Annotated in this window: 14 protein-coding genes; 7 read left to right on the top strand and 7 right to left on the bottom strand. The window is 33.4% G+C overall.

Translation table 11 applies throughout. The features are described 5' to 3' along the window. The first annotated feature begins 16 nt into the window (after positions 1-16). The 4 genes from DMA14_RS06730 to DMA14_RS06715 all read left to right on the top strand — a co-directional run bounded on the left by DMA14_RS06730 (position 17) and on the right by DMA14_RS06715 (position 3,577). Entirely contained in the window at positions 17-256 is a 240-nt protein-coding gene (locus DMA14_RS06730) for a GlsB/YeaQ/YmgE family stress response membrane protein (protein WP_111366928.1), read from the top strand. Between the two features lie 125 nt (positions 257-381). After that, positions 382-1,209, top strand: a complete 828-nt coding sequence (locus tag DMA14_RS06725) for a sterol desaturase family protein (RefSeq protein WP_111424006.1) — start codon at positions 382-384, stop codon at positions 1,207-1,209. Between the two features lie 121 nt (positions 1,210-1,330). After that, positions 1,331-1,609, top strand: a complete 279-nt coding sequence (locus tag DMA14_RS06720; RefSeq protein ID WP_008462445.1) for a DUF2805 domain-containing protein — start codon at positions 1,331-1,333, stop codon at positions 1,607-1,609. Positions 1,610-1,720: 111 nt separating this feature from the next. Then, positions 1,721-3,577 (top strand): M61 family metallopeptidase, encoded by a 1,857-nt coding sequence (locus DMA14_RS06715; RefSeq protein WP_111424005.1) that lies wholly within the window; start codon positions 1,721-1,723, stop codon positions 3,575-3,577. Positions 3,578-3,735: 158 nt separating this feature from the next. Here the strand turns inward: DMA14_RS06715 and DMA14_RS06710 are convergent, their stop codons facing one another. Both DMA14_RS06710 and DMA14_RS06705 read right to left on the bottom strand, forming a co-directional pair. Continuing rightward, on the bottom strand, positions 3,736-4,179 hold the full coding sequence (locus DMA14_RS06710) for a hypothetical protein (RefSeq protein WP_111286890.1): 444 nt from the start codon (positions 4,177-4,179) through the stop codon (positions 3,736-3,738). Positions 4,180-4,363: 184 nt separating this feature from the next. Further along, complete coding sequence (locus DMA14_RS06705; RefSeq protein ID WP_111424004.1) at positions 4,364-6,688, bottom strand: GH92 family glycosyl hydrolase; 2,325 nt, start codon at positions 6,686-6,688, stop codon at positions 4,364-4,366. 136 nt (positions 6,689-6,824) lie between these two features. On the opposite strand from DMA14_RS06705, the gene DMA14_RS06700 reads away from it, so the two are divergent. Further along, on the top strand, positions 6,825-7,448 hold the full coding sequence (locus DMA14_RS06700; protein ID WP_111424003.1) for a M949_RS01915 family surface polysaccharide biosynthesis protein: 624 nt from the start codon (positions 6,825-6,827) through the stop codon (positions 7,446-7,448). Positions 7,449-7,561: 113 nt separating this feature from the next. On the opposite strand, the gene DMA14_RS06695 is transcribed toward DMA14_RS06700, so the two are convergent. From DMA14_RS06695 to DMA14_RS06685, 3 genes are all read right to left on the bottom strand, one after another. Next, on the bottom strand, positions 7,562-7,918 hold the full coding sequence (locus DMA14_RS06695; RefSeq protein ID WP_111424002.1) for a hypothetical protein: 357 nt from the start codon (positions 7,916-7,918) through the stop codon (positions 7,562-7,564). A gap of 120 nt (positions 7,919-8,038) precedes the next feature. Then, positions 8,039-9,217 (bottom strand): AIR synthase related protein, encoded by a 1,179-nt coding sequence (locus DMA14_RS06690; RefSeq protein WP_111424001.1) that lies wholly within the window; start codon positions 9,215-9,217, stop codon positions 8,039-8,041. Positions 9,218-9,369: 152 nt separating this feature from the next. Beyond that, positions 9,370-11,559: a glutamine synthetase III family protein gene (locus DMA14_RS06685; RefSeq protein ID WP_111424000.1), complete on the bottom strand. Its 2,190-nt coding sequence runs from the start codon at positions 11,557-11,559 to the stop codon at positions 9,370-9,372. Positions 11,560-11,988: 429 nt separating this feature from the next. Between DMA14_RS06685 and DMA14_RS06680 the strand changes: the two genes are divergently transcribed. Continuing rightward, positions 11,989-13,005 (top strand): glutamine synthetase beta-grasp domain-containing protein, encoded by a 1,017-nt coding sequence (locus DMA14_RS06680; RefSeq protein ID WP_111424307.1) that lies wholly within the window; start codon positions 11,989-11,991, stop codon positions 13,003-13,005. 277 nt (positions 13,006-13,282) lie between these two features. Beyond that, entirely contained in the window at positions 13,283-14,254 is a 972-nt protein-coding gene (locus tag DMA14_RS06675) for a TerC family protein (protein ID WP_111423999.1), read from the top strand. An 81-nt stretch (positions 14,255-14,335) separates the two neighbouring features. Here the strand turns inward: DMA14_RS06675 and DMA14_RS06670 are convergent, their stop codons facing one another. Both DMA14_RS06670 and DMA14_RS06665 read right to left on the bottom strand, forming a co-directional pair. After that, on the bottom strand, positions 14,336-14,863 hold the full coding sequence (locus DMA14_RS06670) for a hypothetical protein (protein WP_111423998.1): 528 nt from the start codon (positions 14,861-14,863) through the stop codon (positions 14,336-14,338). A 220-nt stretch (positions 14,864-15,083) separates the two neighbouring features. Continuing rightward, a partial coding sequence (locus DMA14_RS06665; protein WP_157957686.1) for a T9SS type A sorting domain-containing protein occupies positions 15,084-16,924 on the bottom strand: 1,841 nt, incomplete at its 5' end.

Genomic DNA, 16,924 nt, shown 5'->3' with positions numbered 1-16,924 from the left:
CAAAAAAAAATAAAATATGGAATTTTTATATTTCTTACTTATAGGAGCCATTTCTGGGTGGCTAGCTGGCCAGATCTGGAAAGGCGCTGGTTTTGGCTTAATTGGTAATATTGTTGTCGGAATCATAGGCGGATTTATCGGAGGATGGATTGCTGGGAAACTTGGCATTGGTGGCGGAGGCCTTCTGTGGCAAATTCTGATTGCCGTAGGTGGTGCATGGGTTTTATTATTTATAATTAGCCTCATCAAAAAATAATACACAATTATTAGTACATAATTTAATTTAAAAGAGAAAATCTGATATATTTATATTTGATTTTCTCTTTTTGTTTGGATAAAATCAGCAAGAAAACTTTATTTCAACTCAAATATGTATGTATTATGAACGAAATCATTTCTTACTTCAGTACGATTCCATCGTCGCATAGAAGTCTTATTCTGATTGGCGGCATTACCATTTTTTGGCTTATTGAAAACAGTTTTCCTTTGTTTAAAATGCAATACAAAAAATGGCCTCACGCTGGAATAAACTTCTTTTTTACTTTCACAACCATTGTGGTCAACTTTATCCTTGCCTTTATTCTAATAAAAACTGCCGCTTGGACAATCGAAAATAATTTTGGAATACTTCAATGGCTTCCTAAAATGCCAATCTGGCTATATACTATAATTGGTTTACTGCTTTTGGATTTAATTGGGGCTTATTTAGCTCATTTTGTAGAACATAAAGTAAAAATTCTATGGCAATTTCATTTGGTACACCATACCGATACTTGGATTGATACCACAACAGCAAACAGACATCATCCTGGAGAAAGTGTTGTACGTTTTATTTTTACCACTTTAGGCGTTTTAATTGTTGGAACTCCAATGTGGATGGTTTTTCTTTATCAGTCATTATCGGTTATCGCCTCACAGTTTAATCATGCCAATATTTCGCTTCCAGAAAAACTAGACGTCTTTCTAAGCTATTTTATTGTTTCCCCAAATATGCATAAAGTTCATCATCATTATGTACTACCTTACACGGATAGCAATTATGGCAATATTTTTTCTATCTGGGACAGAATCTTTGGAACATTCACTTATTTACCCAAAGATCAGCTTGTATACGGCGTAGACACTCATATGCTCACTGAAGAAAATAATGAATTGAAGAATCTGCTAAAAATCCCATTTCAAAAATCAAGATCCTTCAAAAACCGCTAAATTCTCTAAAAAAATTGCACTTTACTGAACCAACTTATTATTTTTTTTTTTAATATTGATACAAGAATTGAAAATCAATCTATTAATAATTAACACCCTATTTTGAATTAATTTTCACGAGATGAAAAAGAGTAGCCGCAAAGAATTAACTCCGGAACAAACTGAAAGACTTGTTTCGTTAGCTTTAGAAGAAAGAAATCCATTTGAAATTATAAAAAAAGAGTTTGGATTGGCAGAAAAAGAAGTCCTGGACATTATGAAAAAGAAAATGCCTCTTGAAAAATTTGAGATGTGGAAAAAGAAGGCAATTGCAAACAAGCCAAAACCGAAACCAGTTAAAATAGATGATTTTGATGAAGATTTGGATGGAAAATATTATATCAAGAATAAATTAGACTAACTATAGAGCTCCTGTTTTTCAGGAGTTTTTTTTTATCTTTAAATTTAATGTGATTTTTTAGTAACTTTTTGGTAATTTTTGTGTCAAATACAATTAACTAAACATATAGAAATGAAAAAAATACTTTACACCTTAGCTCTAGCGGTAACTTTTTGGAGCTGTAAAACAGGGAGCACTGGAGCCGCAAAAAGCAATATTGTTGAAGTTAATATCAATTTAACAGATGTTAAAGATGATAAGGTTTTGGTGACAGTCACACCTCCAACCTTTAAAACAGATGAAGTTGTCTATAGTATTCCGAAAACCGTTCCAGGTACTTATTCGACAGATAATTACGGGAAATTTTCAGAAGATTTCAAAGCATTTAATGCTAAAGGAAATCCGCTTACGGTAAAAAGATTAGACGATAATTCTTGGTCTATTTCAAACGCAAAAACGTTGAAAAAAATCACTTATTTGGTAAACGATAGTTTCGATACAGAAAAAGGAACTGGATTTGGAAATGATGACGTTTTCTCTCCTGCAGGAACAAACATTGATGCGGGGAAAAATTTCATGGTAAATACTCATGGATTTGTGGGGTATTTTAAAGATAAATTAGATGTTCCATATAAAGTTACTATCACGCATCCTGAAACACTTTGGGGAGCAACTTCTATGACAGATCAAGATGCAAGCAATACTTCTGATGTATTTACTACTTCTCGTTATGCTATTTTGGTAGAAAATCCAATTATGTATTCTAAACCTGATTACACTACTTTTAATGTAAACGGAATGGATATCTTAATTGCTGTGTACTCTCCTACTGGAAAATATACTGCTGAAAGCATCACTCCAGAGATGAAAACAATGATGACGGCACAGAAAAACTTTTTAGGAAAAGTAAATTCTACTAAAAAATATACTGTTTTATTGTACTTGTCAAGCATGGCAAAAGATGATGCGCATGGTTTTGGAGCTTTAGAGCACCCAACTGCTACAACAGTAGTTTTACCAGAATCGATGCCAAAAGAAAAATTGGTAGAATCTATGAAAGATGTGGTTTCTCACGAATTCTTCCATATTGTTACTCCATTAACTATTCACTCAAAAGAAATTCAATATTTTGATTACAATGCACCGCAAATGTCTGAGCATTTATGGATGTATGAAGGTGTAACAGAATATTTTGCTAACCTTTTCCAAATCAACCAAGGTTTGATTGACGAAGCTGAATTCTACACTCGTATTGCCGATAAAATTCAGCAGTCTAAACAGCTTGATGATACAATGTCATTTACTGTAATGAGTAAAAATGTATTAGAACAACCTTATAAAGACCAATATTTAAATGTATACCAAAAAGGAGCTTTAATTGGTATGTGCATTGATATTATCATTAGAGAGAAAAGCAATGGAGAAAGAGGTATTTTGGATTTAATGCATAAATTATCTGATGAGTATGGTGTTGAAAAACCTTTCAATGATGATGAATTATTTGCTAAAATCACTTCTTTAACTTATCCTGAAGTTGGAGAATTTTTAAACAAATATGTTTCTGGAACTACTCCAATTCCTTACGACTTCTACTTAGCTAAAGTTGGTGTTACAAAAGCAATGGAGAAAAAAACTGGAAATCCGTTTATAAAAGGACAAACTCCAAATATCACTATTGACAAAGCAACTAAAGAAATCGCTGTTCGTCCTGAATCAGAATCAATTGAGTTCTTTAAAAACCTAAATTTAAAAGGTGGTGATAAAATATTAGCTGTAAATAATAAATCATACAATTTAGACAACATTTATGATTTGATTACTGAAAGTGAAAACTGGAAAGATAATGACCCAATTACTTTGAAAGTAAAACGTGGCGGAAAAGAAGAAACTATCAAAGGAACTGTAAAATTACCATTTGAAGAAGCTGAAACTTTTAAAGCTACTGATGCTTCAAAAGAGAAACTTAAAAATGCATGGTTAAAAGGTTAATTTCCTTTTACAACATAAAAAAACCGACAAGTGATTGTCGGTTTTTTTTGTCATCCTGAGTAACGAAGGATCACACACGTAAATCGACAAAGATTGTCCGACATACTTTGCGGAGCTTCTTGTGTGATCCTTCCTTCGTCAGGATGACAATATTATGACTATTTCTTCACAGGAAATTTCCAGTCAAACTCATCTTTACTGTTGATAATTGCACCAATTTCAAACTTCACTACCTCATCAAATTCTGTTTGAAGAATAAACCAATTGTCCTCGTTGAAATAATTTTCGAAAGTATCAAAAGTTTCCTGATTGTATTTTGTAATTCCTTTTGCAGCAAAATCTTTCTTTACATCAGCAATTTTTCTTCCGATTAATTTGAATCCGAAAACTTCTAAATCATTACTTGATGCTACAAGGTACCCTAATTTAAGATCTTCTTCCTGATAGAAAGTTAATCTAATTTTATGAGCATTGTAAACAAAAATTACATTGTCATCTTCGTCTTTATAGTTTTTATCAGGTTTTCCTAAAGCTGCTGTTACGTCATTCTGCTTCATTCCGAAAAGCAGTTTATCTATTCCTGATTTTAAATTGATTTTCATATATACTTGTCTTTATTTGAAGTGCAAATTTCGTGAAGTTTTTTGTTGTTTAGCCACGAATTGCACAAATTTTCACTAATTAAAATATTATGCGTTTGTCAGGCTGAGCGGAGTCGAAGCCTCTTTTTACTAGAAAAGCCTTTCGACTTCGCTCAGGTTGACAGACGTAAAACTAATTTTGATATTACTTCTTACTTGGTTTGTTGCTCATATAAAACGTAATCTTCCCTCCATTTATAACATCTGAATGCTTTAAAAATGGTTTGTCCAATTGTTTTCCGTTCAGCAAAACTTTGCTCACAAATACATTTTTATCAGATTGATTTACCGTTTCGACCTCAAAAGTTTTTCCATTTTCCAAATTCAAAACAGCATTTTTCATTAACGGACTTCCTAATGCATATTCATCAGAACCTGGAGCAACTGGATAAAACCCTAAACTGCTAAAAATATACCAAGCACTCATTTGTCCGAAATCGTCATTTCCGCCTAAACCATCAGCTCCATTTCTGTACATTTTTTTCAAGATCATTCTAATTTTATCTTGCGCTTTCCACGGAGAATCTGTCCAATTGTATAAGTACACAACATGGTGCGAAGGCTCATTTCCGTGAACATAATTCCCTATGATTCCATCTCTTGTTATGTCTTCTGTATTTTCAAAATATTTGTCTGGAAGATGCATATTGAACAATGAATCTAAACGAACTTTAAATTTTTCGTTTCCGCCCATCAATTGAATCATATCGGCAGGATCTTGCGGAACGTACAAGCTGTAATTCCAAGAATTTCCTTCAATAAAACCTTGTCCGTGTGTATCTAACGGATCAAATTCTTTTTTGAAAGTTCCGTCATTTAATTTCGGACGCATGAAACCCGTTTTTTCATCATAGACATTTTTATAATTTTTCGATCTTTCAATGAATTCATTATAAATTTCCGTTTTACCCAATTTCTTTGCAGCTTGCGCGATTGCCCAGTCATCATAAGCATATTCTAAGGTTTTAGAAACCGAAGCACCGCTTTTGTCTTCTGGAACATATCCTTTATTCATATAAAACTCCAATCCATCGTAGTATGGAACTTTTGCAGTATTTACACAGGCTTGAAGTGCTTTTTCAGCATCAAAACTAATATTGCCTTTTACAATAGCATCTGCTACAACAGAAACCGAATGGTAACCAATCATACACCAATTTTCATTGGCATAATGTGACCAGATTGGAAGCATTTTATGAACGCTTTGCTCTGAATGCGCCAGCATCGAACTTACAATATCGGCGTTTCTTTTGGGCTGGACAATATTAAATAATGGATGCAAAGCACGATACGTGTCCCAAAGCGAATAACTGGTGTAATTGGTGAATTTTACGGCCTTATGAACATTCATATCCAAACCTTTATAATTTCCGTCTAAATCCATGTATTCGGTTGGTCCCAAAAATGCATGATACATTGCGGTATAAAAATTAACCAAATCTTCTTTTTGAATAGTTTCTACTTGAACTTTATTCAATTCTTTATTCCAAACGTCCTGACTTTGTTTTTTTACTTTTTCAAAATCCCAATCTGGTGTTTCCTTTTTCATGTTTTCTAATGCTCCAGCAGAACTCACAGGCGACAATGCCATTTTGATTTTGATCTTTTCTCCTTCATTCGTATCAAAATCAAAGAACAATTTTAGGTTTTGTCCTGCCATTTCTGGGAAGTTTTTAGTCTGATCAAATCTTCCCCAAAAACCTCTATAAACACTTTTTTCCTGAGCTGCTTGTCCGTAACTTTTAATTGGTTTGCTGAAAGACATAGCAAAATAAACTGTTCGGGTTCTTGCCCAACCATTCGTCTGACGGTATCCTGTTATCAAAGTATCGTTTTCAACACGAACAAATGTCCAAACATTCTTTTTATCATAATTATAAATTCCCGAAGTCAAATCTAAAATTATATGGGCTTCATCAGATTTAGGAAAAGTGTATTGATGCATTCCTACACGAGTTGTTGCCGTAAGTTCTGCTTTAATTTTATGATCTTCTAGAAAAACGCTGTAATAAGCAGGTTCTGCTTTTTCTGTTGAATGCGAAAATGCCGATCTATAACCTGACAATGGTTTAGACGCGACGCCCGGATTTAATTGCAGTTTACCAGTTGTTGGCATAATTAAAAAATCACCTAAATCTGAATGACCTGTTCCGCTAAAATGGGTATGGCTGAAACCAACAATCGTTTTATCTTCGTACTGATAACCCGCACAGTATTTATAAACTTCACCATTATATTTTCCGTTTAAACTATAAGCAATCGTGTCGGTTTCTGGACTCAATTGCACGCTCCCAAAAGGAACTGTTGCTCCTGGATAGGTATGTCCCATTTTTGCTGTTCCAATCATTGGATCAACATATTGGACTAGATTTCGATTTTGTTCTGCTTTTTTTTGTCCATTTATAATATTGGAAAAAAGCATTAAAACCGATATAGTGGAAAGAAATTTGACGCAGTTTATCTTAGTCATATTATAGTTTTTTGTTGAAATTTCTACTGTTATTTTAATTTAGAAAAGTACAACAAAATCTATTTTTAAAAAACATAAATTTAGCAGGACTCAAAAGGTTTAAATATATTTGGTATACTAAAAATCAATTCAAAACATGAAAAAATATATTTTAATTTTACTTTCTTTCTCTTCTTCATTTATTTTTTCTCAAAAAATTGAAAGTCATAAATTAACAAAACAGGAAATTACACAGCGAGAACTCGAAAATCTAACTGATTTTCCAATTTATAGAGCATTTGAGTTTAGCGATAAAAGCGGAGTTTATGAATTGGTTTTGGGCGAAAACCAGAAAACAATTTCTAAAAAAGATACTTTAAATACAAAAATACAAGCAGTTTGTGTGATTAATGATCATGGTGGATTTTTAAATCAATGGAAAATTAATGATTTGCTTGAAGATACTCTCCCAAAAGAAAAAAACATTTGGTTCTGGACAAAATATTGCAGTACAAAAGATATTGATGGCGACGGTTATATTGAACCTATTATTGTTTATGGAACTCGCAACGAAGATGGTTATATAAGACGCGTAAAAATTATTACGGTTTATAAAACTAAAAAATATGTTATTCGCGCAGTTGAATGCGATTTCGATAATTGCAGAAGTTTTGAAAAAGATCAGAGTTGGAATACGCTTCCGCAGAAAATAAAAACGTATGTCGATCAATTGCTAGCTAAAATGAGAAAAGAACAGAATGTGCTTTTGAAAAACGGATAATTTCAATTGATAATTGTTAATGGTGAATTATAAATTCCAATTTTTTAAATTCCAAATTCCAAAACTTTGTGGAAAAACTTGAAACTTGAAACCTGAAACTTCAAACAATAAAACTACTCGCTCATTTCATCGTAACGTTCTGGAACTTGCGGATCGTAAAGCGGACATTTGAATTCTTCCATGATATCAACTAATTTGTTCATGGTTTTTCCTTCAGTTCCGTAGCAGTCAATTTTTATGCTTTGCGGAGTGGTGATTACTTGAAATGCGCCTTTTCCTTTTGGATTCTTCCAGCTGTTTTCATCGACTCTTTCCCAATCAGAAAAAACTGAATTTATTCTATTTACGATTACTTCAACTTGAAGAACAGCTAAACCCTCTACTTCTTCTTTTTCAAGCAGCGCTTCATAAACTTCTTGATTGTTAAGATAGATTTCGTCTAGATATTTCCAAAAAAGTAATTCGTACATAATATAATGTGTTAAAAAAACATAGAGATGCACAATTATGCATCTCTAAATTTAATAATTATTTTAAAAGTTTCAAAGTCTTTGCAACTCTGAACCTTTGAACCTTTGCAACTTTAAAAATTAATAATTGAAAGTTCCGTATTCGCTAGTAATAGTAAGCTTTTTAGAATCTGAAGCTTCTACTCTACCTACAATCTGCGCATCTACATTGAATGAATTAGAAATTTCAATAATATCTTGAGCAATATTTTCTGGAACGTAAAGCTCCATTCTGTGACCGCAGTTGAATACTTGGTACATTTCTTTCCAATCTGTTTTTGATTGTTCTTGAATTAATTTGAACAATGGTGGAACTGGAAATAAATTGTCTTTTATAACATGTAAATCTTTTACGAAATGTAAAATTTTAGTTTGTGCACCACCACTGCAGTGTACCATTCCGTGAATATCTTCTGGAGTATATTTATCTAAAATTTTCTTGATAATTGGCGCGTAAGTTCTTGTTGGAGAAAGCACTAATTGTCCAGCATTGATTGGACTGTTTTCTACTTCATCCGTCAAATTAACTTGTCCAGAATAAATTAATTCTTCTGGAACCGCTGCATCATAGCTTTCAGGGTATTTTTTAGCTAAATATTTCCCGAAAACATCGTGACGTGCAGAAGTTAATCCGTTGCTTCCCATTCCGCCGTTATAGCTTTTTTCGTAAGTTGCTTGACCAAAAGAAGCCAATCCAACAATTACGTCTCCTGCTTTGATGTTTGCATTATCTACAACATCAGAGCGTTTCATTCTAGCTGTTACAGTAGAATCTACGATAATTGTACGAACAACATCTCCAACATCGGCAGTTTCTCCTCCTGTTGAATGAATGGTAACTCCAAATGATTTTAACTCGTTGATTAATTCTTCTGTTCCGTTGATAATTGCAGAAATAACTTCGGCAGGAATTAGATTTTTATTTCTTCCAATAGTTGAAGAAAGCAAAATATTATCTGTTGCACCAACACATAGTAAATCGTCAATATTCATGATTAAAGCATCTTGAGCGATTCCTTTCCAAACCGAAAGATCTCCAGTTTCTTTCCAATACATATACGCCAAAGATGACTTTGTACCTGCTCCGTCAGCATGCATAATAAGGCAGTGCTCATCGTCTTGAGTTAAATAATCAGGAACAATTTTACAGAATGCCTGCGGAAATAAACCTTTGTCAATATTTTTTATAGCGTTATGTACGTCTTCTTTTGATGCCGAAACACCTCTTTGTGCATATCTCTTGCTAGAATCTGAACTCATGAAAATTAGTTTGTGTTGATGTGCTGCAAAGATAATCCCTTTTTTTAATTCTTTTGCTTATTCAAATATAGGATTCAAAAAAAATCAATTATTTGATATAAAAAAACCTGCCTTAAAAAGACAGGTCTTATATATTAAGTATAGAAAAATGATTATTTAGTAAATAATAATTCTCTGTATTTAGTCAATGTCCAGCTTTCGTCATCTACTAATAACTCTAATTTGTCACAGTGATTACGAATTTCATCAAAATAAGGTTTTACGTTATTACAATACGCTTCTGCCATTTTTTGAGCATCTGTCAACTGGTTTGCTTTTTTTCTTTCGTTTGTCATTGCCAATACTTTAGAATTGATTCCTTCAATATGGCCTGAAATTTCTTTAATTAAAACAATTTGTTCTTTAGCTAAAGCTTCAAAATCTTTTGCAAAAATTTCTTTTAATCCTTTTACATTGTCAATTAAAGTATTTTGATAACGAATTGCTGTCGGAATAACATGGTTTCTAGCAATATCACCTAAAACACGTCCTTCAATTTGGATTTTTTTAGTGTATTCTTCCAATTCGATTTCGTAACGCGCTTCAGCTTCAACATGATTAAAAATTCCTAATTGCTCAAATAAATCCAATGCTTGTTTAGAAACTTTGGCTTTTATAGCTTCTGGAGTTGTTTTAAAATTACTTAAACCTCTCTTTGCAGCTTCTTTTTCCCAAGCTTCACTGTAACCGTCACCTTCAAAAAGAATCTTTTTAGATTGTTTAATGTATTCTCTTAAAACATTAAAAATAGCATCATCCTTTTTCATGTCTTTCGACTCGATAAGGTTTTCTACTTCATTTTTAAAGTCAATTAATTGTTTTGCTACAATCGCGTTCAAAGTCGTCATTGCATTTGAACAGTTTGAATTTGAACCCACGGCTCTAAATTCAAATTTATTTCCTGTAAATGCAAATGGCGAAGTTCTGTTACGATCTGTATTGTCTAATAATACATCTGGAATTTTCCCAACAACGTTCAATTTAAGATCTGTTTTTTCTTCTGGCGAAAGTTTTCCGGTTGTTACGCTTTCTAACTCAGATAAAACTTTTGTCAATTGAGCTCCAATAAATACAGACATAATCGCTGGCGGAGCTTCATTTGCTCCTAACCTGTGGTCGTTACTTGCTGTTGCGATAGAAGCTCTTAGTAAAGTTTCGTTATCGTTTACTGCTTTTATTGTATTAATAAAGAAAGTCAAAAATTGTAAATTGCTCATTGGCGTTTTGCTCGGACTCAATAAATTAACTCCTGTATCTGTAGCCAATGACCAGTTATTGTGTTTTCCAGAACCATTTACTCCTTTAAATGGTTTTTCATGAAATAACACTTTAAAATCATGACGCTCAGCAACTCTCTGCATTACATCCATTAATAAAGAGTTGTGATCAACCGCTAGGTTTGTTTCTTCAAAGATTGGTGCCAACTCAAATTGATTTGGCGCTACCTCATTGTGACGCGTTTTTACAGGAATACCCAATAGCATACATTCTTGCTCTAAATCTCTCATATAAGTAAGAGCACGAGTTGGAATAGATCCGAAATAGTGATCGTCTAACTGCTGTCCTTTTGCAGAAGTGTGTCCTAATAACGTTCTTCCTGTCATCATTAAGTCTGGACGAGAATTTGCCAAAGCTTTGTCAATCAAGAAATATTCTTGTTCCCAGCCTAAAGTTGCCGTTACCTTTTTTACGTTTTTGTCAAAATATTTACAAACTTCTGTAGCCGCTTCATCAATGGCAGATAATGCTCTCAATAAAGGTATCTTATTATCTAAAGCCTCACCTGTATAAGCAATAAATACTGTTGGGATACATAAAGTTGTACCATATATAAAAGCTGGAGAAGTCGGATCCCAAGCTGTGTAACCTCTTGCCTCAAAAGTATTTCTGATTCCTCCATTCGGAAAACTTGATGCATCTGGCTCTTGCTGCACCAATTGCGCGCCGCCAAATTTTTCTACAGATTCACTTCCGTCATAAGAAGTTTCAAAAAAAGCATCGTGTTTCTCTGCTGTGGTTCCTGTCAATGGCTGAAACCAGTGAGTATAATGAGTAACTCCTTTAGAAAGGGCCCATTCCTTCATTCCCATGGCAATATAATCTGCCAGCTTTCTATCTATTTTTGTACCGTGCTGGATAGCATCTCTTACTCCTCTAAAAGCATCTGAAGTTAAATACTGCTTCATTGCCTTTTCATTAAACACATTTGCACCAAAAAGATTTGATTTTCGGCCAATTTCCTCAAAATGCACCGGCTTTCTGTTAGAAGCTTGTTGTAAAGCTTGAAAACGTAATGTTGACATGGTTATGTATATTTTAAATTCGTAATAATTTTCATTAAAAAATGATCAGCAAATATAAACAATTAAAACACCTGTTTGGAATATAAATTTTAGATTTTTGAAATAGAATTTTTCAACATAAAATGCTTTTTTCGAAGAATAATGAATTCAAACAACAGAAATATAACAAAACTGTACGGTATTATTGATTAAATAAACATTTTTTCATAATTCCTTAACTCATAAATTCAAAAATGAGCCGTAATTATTACGAATTTACATTTTTAAGGTTAGTAAAATTGCTTTTTTTAAAATATACCCCCATCAAAATTATGCTTATCCAAAAAATTATACTTCATAAAACAAAATAGCCCCCTAATTTTTGGGACTGAAAAAATAAATCTATATTTGACCCAACGAAAAAAAACAAAAAAATTAATTTATATTATTATGGCTAAAATTAAGTTAGAGTACATTTGGTTAGACGGATATGAACCAACTCAAAATCTTAGAAGTAAAACTAAAGTTGAAGAGCACGAAAACTTCAAAGGAACATTAGAAGAACTTGGAAATTGGTCATTTGATGGTTCATCAACAAGACAAGCTGAAGGTGGATCTTCTGACTGTTTATTAGTTCCAGTTGCAATCTATCCAGATCCAACTCGTATCAACGGATGGTTAGTTATGTGCGAAGTTATGTATGCTGACGGAACACCACACCCTTCTAACGGTAGAGCTACAATTGATGATGATAATGATGATTTTTGGTTTGGATTCGAACAAGAGTATTTCATCATGGATACTAAAACTCAACTTCCACTTGGTTTCCCAGTTGGAGGATACCCTGCTCCACAAGGGATGTACTACTGTTCAGTAGGTGGAAAAAACACACACGGTAGAAAATTAGTTGAAGAGCATGCTGATTTATGTATCGCTGCTGGAATCAACTTTGAAGGAATCAACCAAGAAGTTGCTTGCGGACAATGGGAATTCCAATTATTCGCTAAAGGAGCTAAAAAAGCTGGAGATGAAATCTGGGTTGCTCGTTACCTATTAGACCGTTTAACTGAGAAATATGGTTACTATATTGAATATCACCCAAAACCTCTAGGAGATACAGACTGGAACGGTTCTGGTATGCACGCTAACTTCTCTAACACAGTTCTTAGAACATGTGGTTCTCAAGAAACTTATGAGAAAATCTGTGAGGCTTTCCGTCCTGTTACAAAAGAGCACATCGCGGTTTACGGAGCTTACAACGATCAGCGTTTAACTGGTAAACACGAAACTGCTTCTATCAACGATTTCTCTTATGGAGTTTCAGACAGAGGATGTTCTATCAGAATTCCTTTGATGACTGTTCAAAAAGGTTGGAAAGGATGGTTGGAAGACAGAAGACCAGCTTCAAACGGAGACCCTTACAAAATTGCTGCTAGAATTATCAAAACTGTTAACTCAGCAATATAATTTAAAGCTTACAATATATTCTAAAAATGCCAGCATTATTTGCTGGCATTTTTTTTATATTAAAACAGACAAGTTTAAATTACAAGTTACTGCCAACTTTGTCAAAGTTTTAAACTTTGACAAAGTTTCAATATCACCTATTTTCCACTCTTAAAACACATAACTTCATAACACTTAGCATTTTACAAATAACAAATATTACTTAATTTTAAGAGCAAATTTAATTTTTAAGTTAAACTTCAAAACTTATCTTTGTAAATCATTAAAAAAAATCATTATGATAGTCTGGTCACTCTTTTTACTTGCTGTAGTTTTTATTCTTGCTTTAGACTTAGGTGTCTTCAACAAAACACCCCACATCATTAGCACTAAAGAAGCCAGCAAATGGACTTTGGTTTGGGTTACTTTATCATTCCTTTTTTCAGGAGTAATTTATTGGCTGTACACCACTGATTATATCGCAAATCCAGACGATTTGAAACCGGCTGTTGCTTCAATGAAGTTTATTACTGGTTATTTAATTGAGCTTTCGCTGAGTGTAGATAACATCTTTGTTATTGCTATTATTTTTGCTTCATTCAAAATTCCGCAAAAATATCAGCATCGCGTTTTGTTCTGGGGAATCTTAGGAGCTATTGTTTTCCGTGGATTGATGATTTTCTTCGGAGTAATGCTGATTAATAAATTTGCTTGGACAACTTATGTATTCGGAGTTTTCTTAATATTTACCGCAATAAAAATGCTTTTTTCTGGAGAAGAAGAAGATTTTCACCCAAAAGATTCTTTTATCTACAAAGCTTTAGGTAAAGTTATGCCGATTACCTCTGAAACGGATGGCGAAAGATTTTTCATCACAACTAAAACTGCAAAAAAAGCCGCTACTCCATTATTTGTAGCTTTAATTGTTATTGAAGTTATGGACGTTCTTTTTGCTGTAGATAGTGTTCCTGCAATTCTTGCTATTACCAAAGATCCGTTTTTAGTATTCAGTTCTAATATTTTTGCTATTCTAGGATTACGTTCTATGTACTTCTTCTTAGCAAATATGCTGGCAAAATTCAGCTATTTAGAATACAGCTTAGTTGCGATTTTAGCTTTTGTGGGATTAAAAATGCTTTTACACGATTTCTTCCACGTTCCAGAATGGGCTTCTTTAGGATTTATTGCTTTATCTCTTCTAGTAGGAATTTTAGTTTCTCTTAAATTTGGACCAGAAAAAGTTTTAAATGATTCGTCAAGCGAAGAATAATTAGTAACAAAACATATGTGCATAAAAAAAGGAAATCCGTAAAGATTTCCTTTTTTTTATGCTTTAAATCAATTTCAAAAATTAATTTAATTGCTTAACATTAGTATCGTCAATGTTATATTTCTTGATAACGGCATTATAATCTGAATAATCAGGTTTACTAACAGATTTCCCTGTTGTTGAAAAATCACCTGGAACAATTACAATTCTAAAAGTTTGATTTCTAATAAGATCAGGAGTTAAAGACAAGTCATAAGTTCCTCCCGCATAGATGGTAAAATCTGTTCTGCTAAAATCGAAATCATAATCAAGCTCACCTTGAGACACAAAAAGCGTTCTTGGAATTTGTTGCCAAATTGGAGTTGTAGAGTTAATTAATCCTGCCAATCTATAAATCAAAATTACATCTGAGTCCACAATATTTGGAGTTAATTTTCTATAAATATTATAACCATCATTAGCATTAAAATCAAAATTTACGTTTTGAAGTTCAAAAACTTCAGCAACAGGTCCTGGAGGGCCAACAGGTCCCGGAGGCCCTTCTGGTCCTTCACAGCTAGAAAATGCAATTAAACCGATAACTGCAAATAAGGTAAGTATCTTTTTCATAATTATTTTTTTTAAGGATTATACTATATAAAGGTATTCCAAAAATTAAACCAAAAAAAAGAAAAACATGATTTTTCCTCTATTTTTTTAAAATCTCATCTGTATTCTCTAAATCACTTTACTCGTAAAACACTCATAATTAAAGGATAAAAGAAAAAATATTTTTCAAAAAAAAGCATCCGCTTTTAACGGATGCTTTAAATAAGGTTTATAAATTAATTTAATTGCCGGCAGAAATGATTTTTTTGCTACTGCTGCCTTTATTAGTCGTAATTTGTAAAATGTAAACTTGGAATTTACCTACATAGAAATCGATATTAAAGTTATATTCTTTTCCTAAATAGGCATCTGTATCTGTTTTAGAAGATAACAATTTTCCTGATAGATCAAACAATTCAATTTTGACATTGCTCGCATAATCAAAGTTATAACGAATGGTAATGTAATTTTTGAATGGAACAGGATAAGCATCAAAACTAGGTTTTTTACTTTCTTTTGCACTACTTTCTACTACAGGTTTTTCCGTAGTAGTAGGTGTCTGAGTAACTATTTGTTCTTGAGTAGCTGAACAAGCAAGTGGTTGAATATTGTATCCTATTGCGATTCTACATTCATCAAATGCATTGTTTATCAAATCTACCAAACTTGCAATGTCAGAAAGAGAAAGTCCGTAAGTGTTTCCGCCTCCTAATGCTTGATTAGCCAAGTTAAACAAATCACCAACTGTTTTATCTCCTCCTAGTTTACTAACCACATTGTTCGGAATAGTGTAATATTTATATTCATTACTTACTGTTCCGTCAGGATTACAAGAACGTATTTTTGGAGTTTTAGATCCGCAACCACCGTCAGGCTGAGCAACTGCAAGTGTACCTGCCTGCAATTTGAATTTACTTAACTCACTATCAATACCTAAATTAAGTCCTAAAGTAATGGTTTGAGCTAATAAAGTATTATTGATTCTTCCATTTTTAAGATATGATGAAGGTAATGCACTAATGTGTGGATTTCCATTTGCCAGCACTTTGCTTCCTCCTCCTCCAGGTAAGACTGATATTACGCCATTTATATCTGTTGCATTATTAGATACTAAAACAGATTTTCCAACTAAACCAATTGTCATTGTTCCTCCTGGGTAGGCACTTAATGCTTTTGCAATAAGAGCTTTGGTTGTGTAAGATTGTCCTCCTGCACATCCAATGCCTCCAACATTTCCGTAAGCTCCTTGAGTATAAGTACAAATAGGAGTCGTACATGGAGTGATCAAAAATGTTGATACTTTTTTAATCGTTTCACAATTGTTAGAAACAACATATTCAATAACTAATGCCGTTCCAATCTGAGGTTTCACAAATTGAGATAAATCTGTTGCCTGAACATTTCCAGCACATCCCCCAGTAAATTTAAATCCAGCAATCCATGCAGCAAATGCACCATCTGGATTTTCACCGCAAACAACTGTTTTGTTTGGCGGACTTGAAACATTAAGCAAGTCAACTTTAGTAATAGTGAAATTTTTAGTGATTGTAGTGGTGTAACATTTATCAGTTACTTTATAGGAAACTGTTGTTGTTCCGCCATCACATAATTTCGGTGCAACTGGACTGCCTTGGATCTCTCCTTTTGCATCACAACCACCACTTACTTTAAAGCCTGCTTTGAATGTCTCGAAAGCTGCATCCAATGCGGCCTGATTTACATAAGCACAAGCTGAAGCACTAAACGGATCTGGTGATACCGGAACTACTGCTGCCGGAGCAGTAATAGTAAAGTTTTTAGTGATCGTAGTAGTGTAGCATTTATCTGTGATTTTATAACTTACACTAGTAGTTCCACCCTGACATAAGTTCGGCGCTACCGGATTGCCTACAAATGCTCCTTTCGCATCGCAACCGCCACTTACGCTAAAGCCTTGTTTGAAAATCTCGAAGGCAGCATTTACTGCAGCCTGATCCGCATAAGCACAAGCTGAAGCACTAAATGGATCTGGTGATACAGGAACCACTGCTGAAGGAGCCGTGATGGTGAAGTCTCTGCTGATGGTCTGGTCATAGCATTTGT

It is taken from the genome of Flavobacterium sharifuzzamanii (assembly GCF_003254585.1).
Lineage (GTDB): Bacteria > Bacteroidota > Bacteroidia > Flavobacteriales > Flavobacteriaceae > Flavobacterium > Flavobacterium sharifuzzamanii.
The sequence above is the reverse complement of the archived record's forward strand: the minus strand, read 5'-3'. Positions and strand labels throughout refer to the sequence as shown.